The organism is Carboxydothermus pertinax, assembly GCF_001950255.1.
GTDB lineage: Bacteria > Bacillota > Z-2901 > Carboxydothermales > Carboxydothermaceae > Carboxydothermus > Carboxydothermus pertinax.
Window position 1 is genome coordinate 68,974 of record NZ_BDJK01000009.1, and the last position, 16,069, is coordinate 85,042.

Sequence of the window (16,069 nt, forward strand, 5' to 3'; positions counted from 1 at the left end):
TGCTCCTTATAAAGACAATTGGTCAAAGGATCAATTGATCTTTGAGAAAGAAAATTTTATTTTCTTATCTCTTCTGTGCGAGCCTGCCCTACAAATAAGAAGTGAGCAGTGAGAGGTGTGAAAGGCCGACTTCTGTCGACCAAGAAAAAAGCGCACGGAAGTGCACCCTACGAAAAATAAAAACTAGGAGAGATGCCTATGCTTATTGACAGTCACGCCCATTTAAACGACCCAAAATTTAAAAATGACTTAGAAGAGGTTTTAAAACGGGCCCGGCAAAACGGTGTAGTAAAGATTATCACTGTAGGCTATGATCTTCCCACATCGGAAGAAGCAGTAAGATTAGCGGATAAATATCCGGAAATTTACGCCGCTGTAGGCATCCATCCCCAATATGCCAAAACCCTAAATGACCGGGTTTATGATCGTCTCTACCAGCTTTTAGACCATCCCCGGGTAGTGGCCTTAGGGGAAATTGGCCTTGATTTTTACCGGGATTTATCACCGCGGGATATCCAGCGGGAAGCTTTTATCCGCCAGTTAAAACTTGTCCGGGAAAAAGGAAAGCCGGTTATTATTCACGACCGGGATGCCCACCAGGAGGTTTTTGACATCTTAAAGGAACATGCAAAGGGCGTTTTCGGGGTAATACACTGCTTTTCCGGCTCGGTGGAGCTTGCAGAAAGGTATATTAAGGAGCTTAATTTTTTCATCTCCTTAGCGGGACCTCTTACTTTTAAAAACAATGTCAAAGGAAAAGAAGTCGCTAAAAAAGTGCCGCTGGACTACCTTTTAGTGGAAACCGACTGTCCTTATCTAACCCCGGAACCTTTTCGGGGGCGGAGAAACGAGCCGGGCTTAGTAACCCTGGTGGCCGAAGAAATCGCCCGGATAAAAGGTTTGCCCAAAGAAGAAGCCTTTTTGGCTTTTACTGCCAACACAAAAAAGCTATTTAATTTGTAGGACCATTAGAGAGGTCAAAGATTAGAGGTTGGAAATTGGAATTAGGTTTTTTCTAACCTCCAGCTTCCAACTTCTAATAGGCCACTGTTAAAAGAGGGGGAAAAATTATGGGGAAAGAGAAGGGGCTTGTCCTGGTTTTTACCGGAAATGGCAAGGGTAAGACTACCTCAGCTTTAGGCATGGCCTTTCGGGCCTGGGGGCAGGGGATGCGGATTTTAGTTTTACAGTTTATTAAAGGTGGCTGGAAATATGGAGAGTTAAAAGCTGCCGAAGCTTTAGGGGAGCGTTTTGTTATGCGCCAGCTCGGGGAAGGCTTTTTATCCGAAGAAAAATTTGACGAGCACCGTAGGGCTGCCCAGGAAGCTTTAATTGAGGCTAAAAAAGAGATTCTCTCAGGAAACTGGGATATGATAATTCTTGATGAAATCATTTACTCCATTGGCTATGGCCTTGTTGACGAAGAACAGGTGCTGGATTTAATAAAAATTAAACCGGAAAAACTCCATCTAGTTTTAACGGGAAGAAATGCCTCAGAGCGGATAATTGATGCGGCAGATTTAGTCTCAGAAATCCGGGAAATAAAGCATCCCTACCAAAAAGGTATTCCTGCCCAAAAAGGAATCGAGTTTTAAAAATACCCCCTGAACCATCAAAGTTCAGGGGGTTAAAGTTTTTTTTGTCAAAAAACAGGATTATCGGGGATATAAGGTTTTTTGATGACTTATTTTACGAAAAGCTACTTATAATTTTCTCCTAAAGCTACATAATTTCACAATTCTCTTCTTTTGGATAGAGATTGTTTTGTTGTAAAACCAAAAAGAATGGCATATAATGTAGTAAGGTTTTTTGTTATACTGGGAGGAATTTACTATTAAATAACCGAATATAAATTTAAAAAATTAATTTTTCTAATTTTCAACTCTATACCTCCAACTTCTAATAGGTGGTGAATAAATGAAAGAATGGTATATACCTGATGTAAAGACCGCAGTAATTCCCAGGTATAAAAAGAGAACCGGGGTTCTGGGGCTGGCATTGGGGCTTATTTTAATTTTAATTTTCGGCGTAAGCTATTATATCTATATCGTAAAAGAAGTTACCATTGTGGACGATGGCAAAACGTTGGTGTTAAAAACCAAAGCCGCAACGGTAGAGGAGCTTTTAAAAGAAACAAACCGTATCTTAGGATTAAAAGATACAATTAATGTACCGTTAACCGCTAAATTAAAAGAAGGAGAAAAGATAGTCATTAACCGGGCTAAACCGGTGAAAATTGCTGTTGATGGACGAGAAATTAAGCTATTAACCGTTGCTAAAACCATTGCCGATGCTATTAAAGAAGCGGGGATTACCGTTGGCCCTCAGGACATTGTAGAGCCTTCCCCTTCGGAATTAGTTGGCATTAATACCGAAGTAAAAATAATTCGGGTCAAGGTAGAAGAAAAGACCCAGGAGGTAGCTCTGGCTTTCCGGACTATTAAGAGGCCTACTAACGGCCTTTTTAAAGGCCGGACCAAAGTTTTAACTAAAGGGAAAACTGGCCTTGCCCGCACTTACTATAAAATAACTTATTACGACGGTAAAGTGGTAAAAAAAGAAGTGGTAAAACAAGAAGTGGTTAAAAAACCGGTGGATGAAGTAATCCTCGTTGGAACTAAAGACACCGTCTCCCGGGGAGGCAAAGTTATTAGATTTTCCCGGGTAATAGAAGTAGTGGCTACTGCCTACACCCATACCGGCTACCGTACAGCTACCGGAGTTTATCCCCACCGGGGTGTGGTGGCGGTGGATCCCGATGTTATCCCTTACGGTACCCGGCTTTATATCGACGGCTACGGCTATGGTACCGCTTTAGACACTGGTAGTGCCATAAAAGGGGCCAGGGTAGACCTTTTCTTTGATAGCTACGGCGAAGCGATAAGCTGGGGGCGAAGATTTACCCGCGTATATGTGTTAGAATAAAGGCAGGAAAACTGCCTTTTTTCTGTTTATAATATAAGTAATAATAGTAGAACCGACTCTGTCGACGTAAATAAAATTGGCAGCTAAAGCTACCTCTAAAAAACAGTGATTGGTGGCAAAAGTGTAATAGCCTTTATAATTTATAATTTCTAACCTCAAATCTCTAACATCCAACTTCCAATAGGGCTGCCACTACAAAAATAACAATTTTTACAAAAAAGGAGTTAACCATGAATCTTTGGTCGCCCAATACTCTAAAAGAAATCTTGGCAAAACATAATCTTACCTTATACCACGGCTTGGGCCAGCATTTTTTGACCGATTATGGGATATTATCTAAAATAATAGAGAAAGCAGAAATTAAAAAAACCGATGGGGTTTTAGAAATAGGGCCGGGAGCTGGAGTATTAACCCGGCTTTTAGCCAAGGCTTCAAAAAAAGTCGTGGCTCTGGAAATTGACAAAAAGCTTTTACCGGTCCTAGCTGAAACTACCGGGGACCTGGGGAATGTTGTGGTGGTAAATGCCGATGCCCGGGAAGTAGATTTTGACCGGGTAATGGCGGAGCATACCAACGGTGAATTTGGCTTTCAGGGAAAACCTTACTTAATCGTAGCTAATTTACCTTATTATGCCACGAGCCCTTTAATCTTTAAAGTGTTTGAAGAAGGGTGTAATGTTTTCAGCATGACCTTAATGATGCAAAAGGAAGTTGCCGAAAGAATAATAGCAAAACCCGGTAGCAAAGCTTATGGCAGCTTGTCGGTTGCCTGCCAGTTTTTTTCTGATCCAAAAATAGTTTTAAAAGTTCCGCGTACTGTTTTTTTCCCGCCGCCGGATGTGGAGTCGGCGGTGGTAAGATTTACATTAAAAGAAAATCTACTTACCCCAGATGAGCGGCAAAACTTTTTCCGGGTGGTCCGGGCGGCTTTTGCAATGCGCCGAAAAACCATCGCCAAATCGCTGTCCGGGGTTTTGGGCTTAGAGCGGGATTGTGTAGAGGAGATTTTATTAAAGACCGGGATAAATCCCAGTTTTCGGGCAGAACAAGTAAGTCCGGAACATTTTTACCACCTAAGCCAAATAATGATGAGATGCCTCACAAAGGAATTAGGCAGCTAAAGCTACTTCATAAAAAGAAAATGTTTTTACTGACCACCGACCACCGACATAAAGAAAAAGCGTAATGATAGAAAAGAAGGGATAATATGCCCAAAAAGCGGGAAGAAATTTATTTTAGCCCGACTAAAGGCCTTCTTACCTTTACCCGGGTGATGGAAGATATCGAAGCCTACATTGCAGGACTCCCAACGTCTTCTTATAAAATTATCATTGGCTCCGACTCCCAGGCTAAAAACGATGAAACGGTGTTTGTGACGGCCATTGTAGTGCACCGGATCGGCAAAGGGGCTCGCTACTACTATAAGAAAAAAAGCGAGCGGCATGTAGTAAGCTTACGGCAAAAAATTTTTTTTGAAACCGCTTTAAGCTTGGAAGTTGGAAGCCAGGTTGCTCACTACTTTTCCAAACACGGACGTTCAGAACTGCCGGTGGAAATCCACATCGATGTAGGCAATAAAGGCGAGACCCGGGAGCTCATTAAAGAAGTGGTAGGGATGGTCTTAGGCTCCGGCTTTACTCCTAAAATTAAGCCGGAAGCGTATGGAGCAACGTCGGTGGCGGATAAGTATACCAAATAGCTAAAGCCTGCCCTAACAAAAACCCTCTTGCGTAGAAGCAAGAGGGTTTTTTTACGACTGTCCTTGGAAAATGACGCTTAAATCGGTGGATTGGCCAGGAAGGGTGGATTTATACGCTACCCGGATGTATCTAAGAAAAGTAGAAACAGTAAAAGCAGTGCTGCTTCCGGGAGTGAGGGTTACTTCAGCTGAATCGTCCAGCCAGTCGGAGTTGTTGGGGCTTATCTGGAGCTTTACGGTAGCTGAATTGGTGGCGCCGGTATTTTTTACAAACATGGTGTAGGTGGCCATAGTTGATACGTCCTGGGCTGTGGAGCCGGTGTAGGTATCACCGGTGATTACCGCTTCGGTATACTCGCTAAATGTACGGATTGTAGATGACAGAAGGTTTCCGCTAGCATCGGTTTTAATGGCCCGATTCTGGGTGCCGTCGTAACCATAAATAAGGATGTTATCTTGGATGTTGGAAAGATTTCTGATATCAAAGTCAGTAGCGGTAATGTTTAAAGCGGTGGCACCGTCGGTGTAAACGGCAACGTAACCGGAACTATTGGTTTTTAGAACCTGGTTGGTGGTACCATCGTTGCCGTAAACCAAGATACTATCGGTGGAATTTGCTAAAGGTCTGATATCCGGACGCCCTGTATCATCTGTTTTAAGTGGCCGAACAACTGTACCATCAAAGCCGTACGCCTGGTTTTTTAGTTTTTCTGGCTGATCCTGCAAAACTTTAAAGTTAGGCATTTAAAAAACCTCCTTTATTAAGATTAGGGTGTTCTGATTTATTTTATGAGAAGAAACCATGAGGGGTTACTAAACCAATAAAGGACTATTTGAATAAACTAAAATAGAGGGGGAATGAAAAATGGCTACCAAAACCATAAAACCTCCAAGAAGTGATACGTATGTGGTGTATCCAAATATTTACGGTTCAATCTTTGGGCAAAGAGAGCTATTTGTCGGAAGGTCCTATAATAAAACTTACCGCTCCTATATATTTTTTGACCTGACCGGTCTTGAAGGCTATGAGATAAGGTCAGCAACCTTGTCTTTATATCTTTTTTTTAACTCCATTCCTGCAATTGTAAAAACTTTAAAATTATTTCGGGTAATTTCTTCCTGGGATGAAAAACTTTTAAACTGGTACAACCAACCTTCCGTTGCGCTACCTGAGGAAGGAGAAGTTACTATTACCGGGGAAGTGAACACCTTTATAGATTTTAATATTACAAACCTGGTAAGAAGCTGGCTTATTGGGGATAGTGCTAATTTTGGAGTGCTTTTACGGATGGCCAATGAGGTCCAAAATAATTTAATTGGCTTTAAAAGCCGGGAAGAAGGTTATTCCGATTACTGGCCAAAACTTACAGTAGAGTACACCAGAAATTTAAATGATAAAATTGACCAAGAATTTATTGTTGTTGCAGGGATAAATTGGAAATATCTTCCTGCGATAGATGTTTTAACTTTAAATTATAGCTTTATTATTGAAAATTTCGGAAGCACACCCGGAGAGGTTGTTTTAGAAGTTGGCGCTGATGGTGTTTCGTGGGTGAGGGATAGCGAAGTAAAACTGTTATTGCCAGGACAAATTTTAATCCTTATTCCCAACGTGATTACCCGATATGCTCGGGTGGCTTATCGAGGTTCGCAATTTAAAATTTATTTTCAGGGACGAAACTTTTAAAATTTATGGAAGAAAGTTCGGAATTCCATAACAGAAAGTAAAAAACAAAAGCTCTTGCCGTTTAAAAAATGGTAAGAGCTTTTGTTTTTTTAATGCTTCACCAATATTTTTAAGATTGAATATTTTAATAAAAAAGAGTAAAGGAGGTACGCCAGTGATTTCAGTAGGTGATATAGTTGCTAGAAAGTCTTATGGGATGGATATTTACTTTCGAGTAGTGGAGGTTAATAAAAAAAATAATGTGGAAATAGCTCATTTAAAAGGCATAGATGTTCGCTTATGTGCCGATGCTCCCTTAACGGATTTGGTGAAAATTAATACGGCTGATTACCAGAGATATCTAAGTCGCATAATGGATAAGGTCCGGGAAAAAAAAGATTATATAAGGAAAGAAAGGAACTTAAGGTATTATATGCGGGGAGACCAGGGGGAGCAGTATTTTAAAAGGCCGGGAACGGTTTTGCACTTAGATGGAGATCCCAATTATTTAGAAATGTGCTTACACACTTATCAGGAGTTAAATATACCGTCATATGGCTATGTTGTGCCAGAAAAAGACCAGCCAGAGCGCGTTGAAGAACTTTATTATAAGCATTTACCGGATATTGTAGTATTAACCGGACACGATGCTCTTTTAAAAAATAAATCAAATCTTAAAGATTTAAATAGTTATCGCAACTCCCGCTATTTCGTAGAAGCGGTTAGAATTTTACGGCAAAAGATAGACCGGGATAAAGATAATCTTGTTATTTTTGCTGGTGCCTGTCAATCGTATTTTGAAGCTTTACTTGAAGCGGGAGCAAATTTTGCAAGTGCTCCGGAAAGGGTTTTAATCCATGCCTATGATCCTGTTTTTGTTGCTGAAAAAATAGCTTATTCCTCAATTTACGATCCCTTAACGGTGAGAGAAGTAGTAATTAACACTATAACCGGGTCTAAAGGTATAGGTGGAGTAGATACCCGGGGTAAATTGCGGCTTGGTTTTCCTATGGTTTAGGAGGGATAGCTAAATGAATACTGATAAGTTTGAAAAAGGATTTTTTGAAGGGAAAAGACTTGGGTATACCGAAGGTTTTGCTGAAGGTTTTGAAGCGGGGTATGAAAGGGGATTGGTGGAAGGCAAAGCTTTGGGCTTTAATGATGGTTCACTTTCCATTTTAACCATGGAGGAGCATAAGCTCTGGCATGAATTTTTAACCTTAATGAAAAAGTATGGAAATGAAATAACCATTAATGGCCCAAAAAGTTTGGAGGTAAAAATGCTTTTAAAAAAATTGGGGATAACTTTAAGAGAGTGATGGGAGGGCAAACCATTGGCATTAGCCTCAATAATTATTATTTCCTATAATGAAGGGCAGTGGTTACGAAAAACTGTTGAAAGTTTTCTTGCGGCAAAAACCAAAATACCTTTTCAAATAATAGTTGTAGATGATGGTTCTACAGACCAGAGTACTGCTTTTTTAAACTCCAGTCGGTATAAAAATATTGACCTTATTAAATTAAAACGGTCCGGCATAACCAAGGCCAAAAATATAGGAGCAAGTCAGGCCAAAGGAGAGGTTCTTCTTTTTTCCGATGCCCATATCCTGGTTGAAGATTTCTGGTTAGACAGGATGTTAGAAGACCTCAAAGAAAAAACGATTTTATCTCCTTTAGTTGCTTCTTTGTTAGAACCCCATCGTGTTGGAATGGGGCTTACATTAAATGAGGAACTTTTACCGTGTTGGCGAAGTTATAAGACCAACGTTGTAGAAAAGGTTCCGATGCTACCCGGGGGATTTATGTTAATTAAAAAAAGTGATTTTGATGTTCTTGGTGGCTATGATGAGGATTTGAAAATTTGGGGATACGATGATTGTGAATTTTCCCTTCGGGCCTTGCTTTTTGGTTTTAATTTGTTAGTTACCCCCAAGACCAAAGTTTTTCATTTATTCAGAAGTGGCCAAACTTATAAAGGATATAATGAAAATGTCTTATTTAATTTAGGATGGCTTGCCTGTTTACATTTTAAGACTCAGAGAATTTTAAAGGTGTTAACTAAAATTAACCGTTTTCCCCGGGCTTTTACAATAACCGAAAAGCTAGCAAAGGAGCAAAAACTTTGGCAGCTTCGAGAAAAATATTTAAAAATAAGGGTTTATGACGATGACTGGTACTTTAGCACTTTTGGAATAGATTTTTAAAATTAAAAAAAGGTTCTTTTACCCCCGAAATTTCATAAATTAAACTGAGGGGGTATTTTTATGTTTTCGATCATAATAACCACGAAAAATGAAGGTATAAATCTGAAGAATACAATTTTTTCTTTAACCCATAACCGGGTGGGAAAGCCCTTTGAAATAATTGTAGTAGATGATGGTTCAACCGATCACTCCACCGCTTTTATCGAAAAAGACTCAAGATATAACCAAATAAAACTAATAAAAACCGAAGGGATAGGCCTTGCCCGGGCCAAAAACTTGGGGGCCAAATATGCTTCGGGCAAATACCTGGTTTTTTCTGATGCTCACATGAGTTATCAGTCTTTTTGGCTTGATTACTTAGAAGGTGTCTTAGCGGAAAAAGATGTAGGGGGCGTATGCCCGGCGATTGCTTCCCTTGCCGAACCGGATAGGATTGGTTATGGGCAGACCCTTTCGCCAGAATTTCGCCTTGTGTGGCTCTCTAAACCCAAAGAAGTAGTCGAAGTTCCTGTAATGCCCGGAGGGCTGATGGTATTAAAAAGTAAAGTGTTTTTTGAATTAGGTGGTTTTGAAGAATTAATGGAGAGGTGGGGGTGGGAAGATGCCGAGCTGTCCCTGCGACTCTGGCTAATGGGCTATCGCCTCTTAGTAGCGCCTAAAGTTGTAGTTTATCATTTATTTCGGGAGCGTCAACCTTACCCTACCAGCAGAAAAGCTACCATAAAAAATCTTTTTATTTTGGCCCTAAACCATCTAAGTGAAGAACGGGTGAAAAAAATTTTAAAGCTTTATAGCCACTGGTCGGATTTTCCCGAAGCTTTTGGGGAAATACTGTTTACCTATCCCTGGACAAGAAGGCAGGAACTTTTTAAGGCCAGAAAATATGATGATGACTGGTTTTTCAAGAAATTTAAAATTGTTTTTTAAATGAAAAATCCCCCCGGTATAGAGGGGGGAATTTTTTATGGGGTTCCGGTAACTTGTGGTGGCGGGCAGGAGGTGCATTCATTATCCGGGGTATTGGGATTATCCTGACACCAGGATGGACACTCGGTAGTTTCCAGATAATCCGGGCATTCGCCTGCTGGAGGTCCTTCGCCGGGAGTACAGAACTCGGGTGGGCAAAGAGGCAGACAGACCACTGCTTTACAGTGTTTAAACGCCATAAATTCTTTTTCCACAATTACTCTGATGCGGACAACGGGAGAACCCGTGCATTGCCCCTGACAGGAACCGGTGGTATCCATTTCAACGGTAGCAAAAATTACATGGATTTTAGTGGCGGTTGCACATTCTTCCTCGCAGCAGTCGCACTTAGCAACGATGCAGTCGGTTTTAGCTAATGGTACGTTTATATCAAAATCAAATTGCTCGTCGGCAGTACCTACCTGGGTTTGGTTATCAAATTCGTAAAGGACCCTCACCCTGTAGGTACCTTTAATGTTCATGCAGCCATTAACCTGTTGAACTGAAATAATATTTAAGTCATAAACGATAGCTTTTAAAATACAAGCGTCAATTGGAATGCAATTGCCATTGGTATCTTTACAGAGAATGTGGGTGTTGTGGAAGCACTTTATCCCTGACTCGGTAACCGCGTCCATGACCACCGGACAGCAGTTTACTTCAACCTGGCGCATGTAATTTCCTCCCTTCCAAAGCTTTTATTTGTTCGGTGCTATTGTATAATATGAAGTTTTTTAGAAAAGGGTGCTGTCAGAAACCTTTAAAAAAATTTTTTCATATTCTAATAGCAAAGGGGAAAAGGGAGGTGCAAAGACATGACTGTTCGTCACCACCACCACTGGGTCGTAACTTTCTTCTTCCTTTTGCTCTTCTTGGTATTACTGGATGGAGACTGCTAGATGCGCCAGACCAGCGGATTTTTTTTTCCTACTTTCGGTGGTCGTCTTTCTTCCCCTCCTTTTCCGGAGGGAGTTCTTTTTTTGGGGGTTCGGAAGTTTGAGCTAAAAAATTGGTTAAAAGGCTAATTAATGCCGGGTTTAAATTTCCGCTACCACCACCTTTACTTTGCACTAAGGAAGTGAGTATGGGCATAAGGGAGCTTAAATCACTTGCCTGGGGAGCAGAGCTTGGAACTGCCCTTTGAAAACTGTTAGGAGAAAGCCGTTGCAGTACCAGGTTGGTTACAGCGGTGATATTTAGTAAAAGCATAGTTAGTAAAACCTTATCGGCATCGATGCTCCTTTTTCCTTCCAGTTCTAATAGGTATAAAAACGTGTCTATTAAGGAGCCACTACTTTCTTTTTCCTCAGCCATTTTACCACCTCGGCTTATTAGTGTCTTTTAACATTTTATGTATTTAAAGAATATTTTAGAACTGCTGTAACCTCTTAGCTTTTATTTTCATAAGTTAAATTAGACAGAGTAAAAGGAGGGACGCTAATGTCAACACACGGAGGTAACAGATGGTTCTTGCTATTCATCCTAATCCTTTTGATCTTTGGTCTGAAGGATCATCATGAGGACCACGACCATGAAACTTATAATTCTGAAAAGGGGGTAGTGTAATGGGCTTTCAAAAAAGAGGCATGGATTTCTTTTTGTTCCTAATCCTCATCCTCTTGATCTTTGGCATAGAGGATTAATTTGTAAATACTCGGGAGCGGGTGAAAGGAGGTCAGCGTATGGGTTTCAGTGGCAATCATGAGCATCATCACCAACGTCCTATGAATTTCTTACTATTTTTCTTTTTAATTTTATTAATCTTTGGTATGGAAGAGTAAATTAAAAGCCCTCTCTGGAGGGCTTTTTTTATAAAAAACAGGAAGAAGGGGTGAATATGGATTACGATAAACTCGTAACTATGCTCGATAAAGCGCTTAAAGCCGAAAAAGAAGCCGAACTTTTTTACACCGAAGTGTTAAAAGCTTCAAATGATTATTTAATACGTGAAGCATTTGTTGAAGCCCGCCATGATGAAAGGGAACATATTGTAAAATTGTCTGATCTATACAGGGATTTAACCGGTAAAAACCCCGTAATAAGTGGAACAATACCAGAAAAAGTTACCAACATGAAAGAGGCTGTACAAAAAGCAATTGCCGGTGAAGAAGCGGCAATTAGAGATTATCTGGATCTTATTAATTATTCAACCTTAGAAAAAGTTGATCGGGTTATTTATGAAATTAGAAATGATGAGATTGTGCATTTGGAAAAATTTCAAGCTCTTTATAATACCCTTTAGCAAAAAATGACCCTCTCAATTTTCCGGTCTGGAATTGAGAGGGTTTTTTGGTTTAGCTAAAAAGATTAAAAAGATTACTTAATGGGGAGCTGGCAAGGTTTTTTTCTACTTCCTGGGCAATTATTTTTTGCGCTCTTTTAGCAGCCAAGTTAAAAGTTTCTTTTAACAATTTTTCTAAATAATCTACTTTTTCTTCTTTAAAAAGAGAAGGGCTTATTTTTATTTCCATTACTTCCATCAATCCGTTTAAGACTACTTTAATCCCGCCACCGGGACTTACTGTTTCAATTTTTTTAGCTAAAAGTTCCTTTTTTCCCTGGGCCAAAAGTTTATCTAAATCCAATTTCTCCACCTCCCAAAAGTTCTTTAATACCATATTATGCGGCAATTAAAAAAAAGAACCACGGTACCTTTTTTTTCATAATTTAATAAAGGAGGTGAAGTTATGGAGGAGGCGATAAATGCTCTACCCGAACAGGCTTCATTTAATTTTGCCTCAAATAAAAACTTGAAAATTCTTCTAATTATTGTGGTCTTAATTGCCCTGTCCGAAGATATGGATCGTCACATACGGTCGGTAAGCTTTACTTTAGATACGTTTAAGAAAACCTTATCTACCATAAGTTTTACTATTTCAAACTTACGCGAAATCCTCGAATACAAACCCGGTAGTAACCCCAGTGAAGCCTCTTGAATATTATAAGGTAGAAAGCAAAAGGAGGGAGAAAGATGAGCTGGAGAAATAATGAATGGATGTTTTTCTTCCTGTTCATTTTAGTTCTCTTCGTCTTAAATGAAGACTAACTTAAAAACCCGCCTCCCGGCGGGTTTTTAGGGACAGTCCCTAAAATTACCGTACAAGGATAATTCGGGGACTGTCCCTTTTTTACTACTTTCCGCAGAAGTGCTGGACCCAGAGCTTACCGTAACGGCCGCCGGTAACGGAAGCTACCCCGATATGGGTGTAGCGGGGGTCTAAAATGTTGGCGCGGTGGGTCGGGCTGTTCATTAATGCCGTAAAAGCCCGGTCCACGGTAGAGTTCTGGGCTAAATTTTCTCCGCCGATCCACCGGTAGTCTTTTATCCCGAAAGCAATCATCATCGTAGAAGGTTTGCCGTAAGTGGGGGAGTAATGGCCAAAATAGCCAAGCTTGGCCATATCCTGGGCTTTAAGCCGGGCCGTTTGCACCAGCCTTGGGTCTAAGGTTAAAGGTTTTAAGCCATTTTTAATTCGAGCCTGGTTGGTAAGTTCTAAAAATCTTTGTTCATCAGCAGTAAGTACAACTCCAGGGGTAGGATTGTTAACCGGTGCCGTTGGTACAGGGGTAACCGAAGGAGTGGTTTTGGGGATGATTACAATATTTAGGGTATAAGCAAAAGCCGGAACAACAGTTGCCAGCAAAAGAAAAATTAAAAGTATAAGGAAAACAAACTTTTTCATAAATTATCCCTCCCTAGTTTTAAGCTACGGCTTGTCTTAATTATAAAAGATAAATATGATTAAATTAATCCTAAAAATTCTGGAAAAACGCCTTTTAGTTACGATTCATACTATAAATTAAGAAGAAAAGGAGGTGAAAAAATGGATGTTTTTAAAGAGCAATTAAAGGTAAATGTTTTGGTTGGCGAAGTGGAAAAAGAACTAAAGCTATTAAGTACAATTGATCTTCCTTCCTACTTGCCACCAATTGGAAAGGTAATAAGAACCTATGCTGAAAGTAAAATTCAGAAGGCCATGGTTGAAAACGGCAAGATTAGGATAAATGGGACTGTTACCGTTCATCTTTACTACTTAGCTCAAAAGCGACACGATGAAGTGCAGCATTTTGCAAAGAATCTACCTTTTGAGGATTTACTGGATTTACCCGGGATTAGCAAAGAGGCTATGCTTAAGACAAATTCAGAGGTTATGGATTTTAAGGAAAGTGCAGAGGCTAACGGGAAAGAGTTTTCGGTGGAAATAACTCTTAAAAATAAGGTGCGGGCGGTAAAACCTACTGTGATGGATGTGGTGATTGACGTGCCAGATAACTTCCTTCCGGAAAAGAGTTTAATTAAAGTAGATGCAGTAATCGGGATGGGTGAAAAAGAAAAATCCTATCAGAGCAGGGTTAAGTTGCCTCGCGAAAAACCCGATATCGACGGTGTTCGGGATGTTACCGGAGAATTTCGGGCTAGAACCTTTCGAACTTTAACCGGGAAAGTGGTGGTGGAAGGGGAGATAGCAGTAAACGTCACTTATTACCATGAGGACCACGAATATACTGTTCGTTTTGTTCTTCCAGTCTTTGAATTTGTGGAAGTCTCCATGGCTCAGGAAGGAATGATGGCCGAGGTAGGCGGTGAAGTGTTAGAGATAAAAGCAGCAAAACTTAGCGAGCGAGAACTAAAAATTGAAGCTCGCCTAAAATTTTCGGCGCAGGCTTTAATGGAAAAGCAGCTAAGAGTAGTAACCAAGCTTACCGGTGCCAATTACACCACCATGAAGCTTTTAGCAGAAAAAGTGGTGGGTGAAAATGCTGCCCAAGCTATTGCGCAAAAAGAGTGTAAACTTGATGAAGAAGTAAAAATCCTGCATATTCATCAGGAGAAAGTTATGGTTAATACTTCCCGCTTAACGGACGGGCAGGCCGAAATTAATGGGGAGACAATGCTTGGGGTAATGTATTTACCGGAAGGATCAGCAGAAGTCCACCATCTTGACCTTTCAGTACCTTTCAGGCTTACAATAAACGTTCCCGGTGCTCAACCGGGACAAAATCTATCTATCTGGCCTAAAGTGGAATATGTCGATGTTAAAGTTGTGGATAATTGCATCCTTAAAGCTGAAGCGGTAGTTCAGGTTAGAGTCAAAGCTACCCAAACGATATCCCAGGAAGTAGTAACTGAGGTGGGAGAAGTGGCCGGTATGCCTCCCGAGATGCCTCCGTCAATTCCGAAAACAATTAAGTACGAAATTAAACCTGGAGATACTTTTTATAAAATTGCCAGGAAAATCGGAGTGCCGGTGGAGGAAATCTTAAAGCTAAATCCTGGCAAAGATCCGTATAACTTAATGCCCGGGGATATTATTTTAATTCCCGTAACGGCAGGTCCACCCCTTGGATAAAAATTTAAAGCGGGCGGAAATCCCGGTTTCGTCTAAGGGGCTTCCTCAACGAAACTTTTGGGATTTCTTCCCGCTTTGTTTATAGTTTTATTTCAAAAGCTAATTTTTATACTTTGGCAAATAATGTTAGAAAATTTAAGAAAAATTTTTTGAATAATAATAGTTATTATTAATTTTTTTTGATTGATTTTAAAGAAAATAATTACTATAATAAAGGTAACAAAATTTTACCAAGGAGGAGGGGTTTAAATGGGTAAAACGAGAGACAATTTACTGGCAGCCTTTGCTGGTGAAAGTCAGGCGAGAAACAAATATACCTTTTTTGCCGCCGTTGCCAAAAAAGAAGGTTTAATGGAAATTGCCAAATACTTTGAAGAAACGGCACAAAACGAAAAAGAACACGCTGAACAGCTTTTTAAGCTTTTAGGGGCTTTAGGAGATACCGCAGCTAATTTAAGAGCGGCGATGGACGGAGAAACCTACGAGTATACCGATATGTATCCTGAATTTGCCAAAATTGCCCGGGAAGAAGGAGAGATTGAAGCGGCAGAGCTTTTTGAAAGACTGGCTACCATTGAAAAATTCCATGCCCAGAGGTATCAAAAGCTTTTGGATATGGTAAATCAGGGGAAAGTACTAAAGCGGGATACGGCTATTCGCTGGCAGTGCAGTGAATGCGGATTTATTGTGGAAGGGACGGAACCGCCGGAAGTCTGCCCGGTTTGCAAGCACGCTAAAGGCTACTACATGCCTTTAAGTGAAAACTATTAATGGTCGTAACCGGTAAGTGGTTAGTACCGCAATTAAAAAAGGAGGGATATCAAATGCTTTTTAAATGCTCGGTGTGTGGATTTATCTGGGATGGAGACGATGCTCCCGATAAGTGCCCTAAATGCGGTGCTCCTAAGGAAAAATTTAATAAGCTTGATGATGATGTGGCCGGACTTGTCTTAAAGTCCCGAGAGACCAACGATATACATATGAAACTGGCGGTGCACTTAGAAATTATCGCTGATCTTGCTAAAAGGGGTTTGGAAATTAAGTTAGATCCGGGTTGTGTAGATGTTTTTGAAAAGGCCCAAAAAGCCGCTTATGAACTTCGGCAAATGGTGAAAGCCGAGCTTGCTACCCACATGACCAAGCAAAAATGGGGGTAAATTGGAAGTTTGAGGTTGGAGATTGGAAATAATTGCAGGGCTGGCTTCAGCAGTTGGCCCTGCAAAGGCAGTTAAAGCTGCCTTTTTCAAACCGTAAGGCT

20 protein-coding genes are annotated in these 16,069 nt (G+C 40.4%); 15 read left to right on the forward strand and 5 right to left on the reverse strand.

Going from position 1 to position 16,069, the window contains the following annotated elements; all coding sequences use genetic code 11:
• Nucleotides 1–198: 198 nt before the first annotated feature.
• From cpu_RS03380 to cpu_RS03400, 5 genes are all read left to right on the forward strand, one after another.
• Nucleotides 199–963: a TatD family hydrolase gene (locus cpu_RS03380; protein ID WP_075858608.1), complete on the forward strand. Its 765-nt coding sequence runs from the start codon at nt 199–201 to the stop codon at nt 961–963.
• 107 nt (nt 964–1,070) lie between these two features.
• Nucleotides 1,071–1,595, forward strand: a complete 525-nt coding sequence (cobO, locus tag cpu_RS03385; RefSeq protein ID WP_075858610.1) for a cob(I)yrinic acid a,c-diamide adenosyltransferase — start codon at nt 1,071–1,073, stop codon at nt 1,593–1,595.
• A 322-nt stretch (nt 1,596–1,917) separates the two neighbouring features.
• On the forward strand, nt 1,918–2,925 hold the full coding sequence (locus cpu_RS03390; protein WP_075858612.1) for a resuscitation-promoting factor: 1,008 nt from the start codon (nt 1,918–1,920) through the stop codon (nt 2,923–2,925).
• 230 nt (nt 2,926–3,155) lie between these two features.
• Complete coding sequence (rsmA, locus tag cpu_RS03395; RefSeq protein WP_075858614.1) at nt 3,156–4,046, forward strand: 16S rRNA (adenine(1518)-N(6)/adenine(1519)-N(6))-dimethyltransferase RsmA; 891 nt, start codon at nt 3,156–3,158, stop codon at nt 4,044–4,046.
• Nucleotides 4,047–4,132: 86 nt separating this feature from the next.
• On the forward strand, nt 4,133–4,624 hold the full coding sequence (locus cpu_RS03400; RefSeq protein WP_075858616.1) for a ribonuclease H-like YkuK family protein: 492 nt from the start codon (nt 4,133–4,135) through the stop codon (nt 4,622–4,624).
• Between the two features lie 51 nt (nt 4,625–4,675).
• Here the strand turns inward: cpu_RS03400 and cpu_RS03405 are convergent, their stop codons facing one another.
• Entirely contained in the window at nt 4,676–5,368 is a 693-nt protein-coding gene (locus cpu_RS03405; protein ID WP_075858618.1) for a DUF6385 domain-containing protein, read from the reverse strand.
• Between the two features lie 121 nt (nt 5,369–5,489).
• On the opposite strand from cpu_RS03405, the gene cpu_RS03410 reads away from it, so the two are divergent.
• The 5 genes from cpu_RS03410 to cpu_RS03430 all read left to right on the forward strand — a co-directional run bounded on the left by cpu_RS03410 (nt 5,490) and on the right by cpu_RS03430 (nt 9,421).
• Complete coding sequence (locus cpu_RS03410) at nt 5,490–6,311, forward strand: DNRLRE domain-containing protein (RefSeq protein WP_075858620.1); 822 nt, start codon at nt 5,490–5,492, stop codon at nt 6,309–6,311.
• Nucleotides 6,312–6,465: 154 nt separating this feature from the next.
• The gene (gene yabG, locus cpu_RS03415; protein WP_075858622.1) at nt 6,466–7,308 is read left to right on the forward strand and encodes a sporulation peptidase YabG; all 843 of its coding nucleotides are present in this window, start codon (nt 6,466–6,468) and stop codon (nt 7,306–7,308) included.
• Between the two features lie 13 nt (nt 7,309–7,321).
• Complete coding sequence (locus tag cpu_RS03420; protein ID WP_075858624.1) at nt 7,322–7,609, forward strand: hypothetical protein; 288 nt, start codon at nt 7,322–7,324, stop codon at nt 7,607–7,609.
• Between the two features lie 15 nt (nt 7,610–7,624).
• On the forward strand, nt 7,625–8,494 hold the full coding sequence (locus cpu_RS03425; protein WP_075858626.1) for a glycosyltransferase family 2 protein: 870 nt from the start codon (nt 7,625–7,627) through the stop codon (nt 8,492–8,494).
• A 60-nt stretch (nt 8,495–8,554) separates the two neighbouring features.
• Entirely contained in the window at nt 8,555–9,421 is an 867-nt protein-coding gene (locus cpu_RS03430; protein ID WP_075858628.1) for a glycosyltransferase, read from the forward strand.
• Nucleotides 9,422–9,456: 35 nt separating this feature from the next.
• Here cpu_RS03430 and cpu_RS03435 read toward each other — a convergent pair whose 3' ends face one another.
• Both cpu_RS03435 and cpu_RS03440 read right to left on the reverse strand, forming a co-directional pair.
• The gene (locus tag cpu_RS03435) at nt 9,457–10,134 is read right to left on the reverse strand and encodes a hypothetical protein (RefSeq protein WP_075858630.1); all 678 of its coding nucleotides are present in this window, start codon (nt 10,132–10,134) and stop codon (nt 9,457–9,459) included.
• A 253-nt stretch (nt 10,135–10,387) separates the two neighbouring features.
• Nucleotides 10,388–10,774, reverse strand: coding sequence for a hypothetical protein (locus cpu_RS03440; RefSeq protein ID WP_075858632.1), 387 nt, complete (start codon nt 10,772–10,774; stop codon nt 10,388–10,390).
• A 523-nt stretch (nt 10,775–11,297) separates the two neighbouring features.
• Between cpu_RS03440 and cpu_RS03445 the strand changes: the two genes are divergently transcribed.
• The gene (locus cpu_RS03445; protein ID WP_075858634.1) at nt 11,298–11,702 is read left to right on the forward strand and encodes a ferritin family protein; all 405 of its coding nucleotides are present in this window, start codon (nt 11,298–11,300) and stop codon (nt 11,700–11,702) included.
• Nucleotides 11,703–11,754: 52 nt separating this feature from the next.
• Here the strand turns inward: cpu_RS03445 and cpu_RS03450 are convergent, their stop codons facing one another.
• Nucleotides 11,755–12,045 (reverse strand): YbaB/EbfC family nucleoid-associated protein, encoded by a 291-nt coding sequence (locus tag cpu_RS03450; RefSeq protein WP_075858636.1) that lies wholly within the window; start codon nt 12,043–12,045, stop codon nt 11,755–11,757.
• 102 nt (nt 12,046–12,147) lie between these two features.
• Between cpu_RS03450 and cpu_RS03455 the strand changes: the two genes are divergently transcribed.
• Nucleotides 12,148–12,396 carry a hypothetical protein gene (locus cpu_RS03455; RefSeq protein ID WP_075858638.1) on the forward strand — a complete coding sequence of 83 codons (249 nt, stop codon included), beginning with the start codon at nt 12,148–12,150 and terminating at the stop codon, nt 12,394–12,396.
• Between the two features lie 195 nt (nt 12,397–12,591).
• Here cpu_RS03455 and cpu_RS03460 read toward each other — a convergent pair whose 3' ends face one another.
• A complete protein-coding gene (locus cpu_RS03460) occupies nt 12,592–13,143 on the reverse strand; it encodes a CAP domain-containing protein (protein ID WP_075858640.1) in 552 nt (183 codons plus the stop codon).
• Nucleotides 13,144–13,284: 141 nt separating this feature from the next.
• Here cpu_RS03460 and cpu_RS03465 point away from each other — a divergent pair, with 141 nt between their 5' ends.
• From cpu_RS03465 to cpu_RS14180, 3 genes are all read left to right on the forward strand, one after another.
• Complete coding sequence (locus cpu_RS03465; protein ID WP_075858642.1) at nt 13,285–14,811, forward strand: SPOCS domain-containing protein; 1,527 nt, start codon at nt 13,285–13,287, stop codon at nt 14,809–14,811.
• Between the two features lie 249 nt (nt 14,812–15,060).
• The gene (rbr, locus tag cpu_RS03470; RefSeq protein WP_075858644.1) at nt 15,061–15,582 is read left to right on the forward strand and encodes a rubrerythrin; all 522 of its coding nucleotides are present in this window, start codon (nt 15,061–15,063) and stop codon (nt 15,580–15,582) included.
• 53 nt (nt 15,583–15,635) lie between these two features.
• The gene (locus cpu_RS14180; protein WP_075858646.1) at nt 15,636–15,968 is read left to right on the forward strand and encodes a rubredoxin-like domain-containing protein; all 333 of its coding nucleotides are present in this window, start codon (nt 15,636–15,638) and stop codon (nt 15,966–15,968) included.
• The last annotated feature ends 101 nt before the right edge of the window (nt 15,969–16,069 follow it).

Excerpts from the sequence above, each read along its gene's own strand:
- cpu_RS03380 (WP_075858608.1), top strand. The coding sequence starts at position 199 with ATGCTTATTGACAGTCACGCCCATTTAAACGACCCAAAATTTAAAAAT.
- cobO (WP_075858610.1), top strand. The coding sequence starts at position 1,071 with ATGGGGAAAGAGAAGGGGCTTGTCCTGGTTTTTACCGGAAATGGCAAG.
- cpu_RS03390 (WP_075858612.1), top strand. The coding sequence starts at position 1,918 with ATGAAAGAATGGTATATACCTGATGTAAAGACCGCAGTAATTCCCAGG.
- rsmA (WP_075858614.1), top strand. The coding sequence starts at position 3,156 with ATGAATCTTTGGTCGCCCAATACTCTAAAAGAAATCTTGGCAAAACAT.
- cpu_RS03400 (WP_075858616.1), top strand. The coding sequence starts at position 4,133 with ATGCCCAAAAAGCGGGAAGAAATTTATTTTAGCCCGACTAAAGGCCTT.
- cpu_RS03405 (WP_075858618.1), bottom strand. The coding sequence starts at position 5,368 with ATGCCTAACTTTAAAGTTTTGCAGGATCAGCCAGAAAAACTAAAAAAC.
- cpu_RS03410 (WP_075858620.1), top strand. The coding sequence starts at position 5,490 with ATGGCTACCAAAACCATAAAACCTCCAAGAAGTGATACGTATGTGGTG.
- cpu_RS03420 (WP_075858624.1), top strand. The coding sequence starts at position 7,322 with ATGAATACTGATAAGTTTGAAAAAGGATTTTTTGAAGGGAAAAGACTT.
- cpu_RS03430 (WP_075858628.1), top strand. The coding sequence starts at position 8,555 with ATGTTTTCGATCATAATAACCACGAAAAATGAAGGTATAAATCTGAAG.
- cpu_RS03435 (WP_075858630.1), bottom strand. The coding sequence starts at position 10,134 with ATGCGCCAGGTTGAAGTAAACTGCTGTCCGGTGGTCATGGACGCGGTT.
- cpu_RS03440 (WP_075858632.1), bottom strand. The coding sequence starts at position 10,774 with ATGGCTGAGGAAAAAGAAAGTAGTGGCTCCTTAATAGACACGTTTTTA.
- cpu_RS03445 (WP_075858634.1), top strand. The coding sequence starts at position 11,298 with ATGGATTACGATAAACTCGTAACTATGCTCGATAAAGCGCTTAAAGCC.
- cpu_RS03455 (WP_075858638.1), top strand. The coding sequence starts at position 12,148 with ATGGAGGAGGCGATAAATGCTCTACCCGAACAGGCTTCATTTAATTTT.
- cpu_RS03460 (WP_075858640.1), bottom strand. The coding sequence starts at position 13,143 with ATGAAAAAGTTTGTTTTCCTTATACTTTTAATTTTTCTTTTGCTGGCA.
- cpu_RS03465 (WP_075858642.1), top strand. The coding sequence starts at position 13,285 with ATGGATGTTTTTAAAGAGCAATTAAAGGTAAATGTTTTGGTTGGCGAA.
- rbr (WP_075858644.1), top strand. The coding sequence starts at position 15,061 with ATGGGTAAAACGAGAGACAATTTACTGGCAGCCTTTGCTGGTGAAAGT.
- cpu_RS14180 (WP_075858646.1), top strand. The coding sequence starts at position 15,636 with ATGCTTTTTAAATGCTCGGTGTGTGGATTTATCTGGGATGGAGACGAT.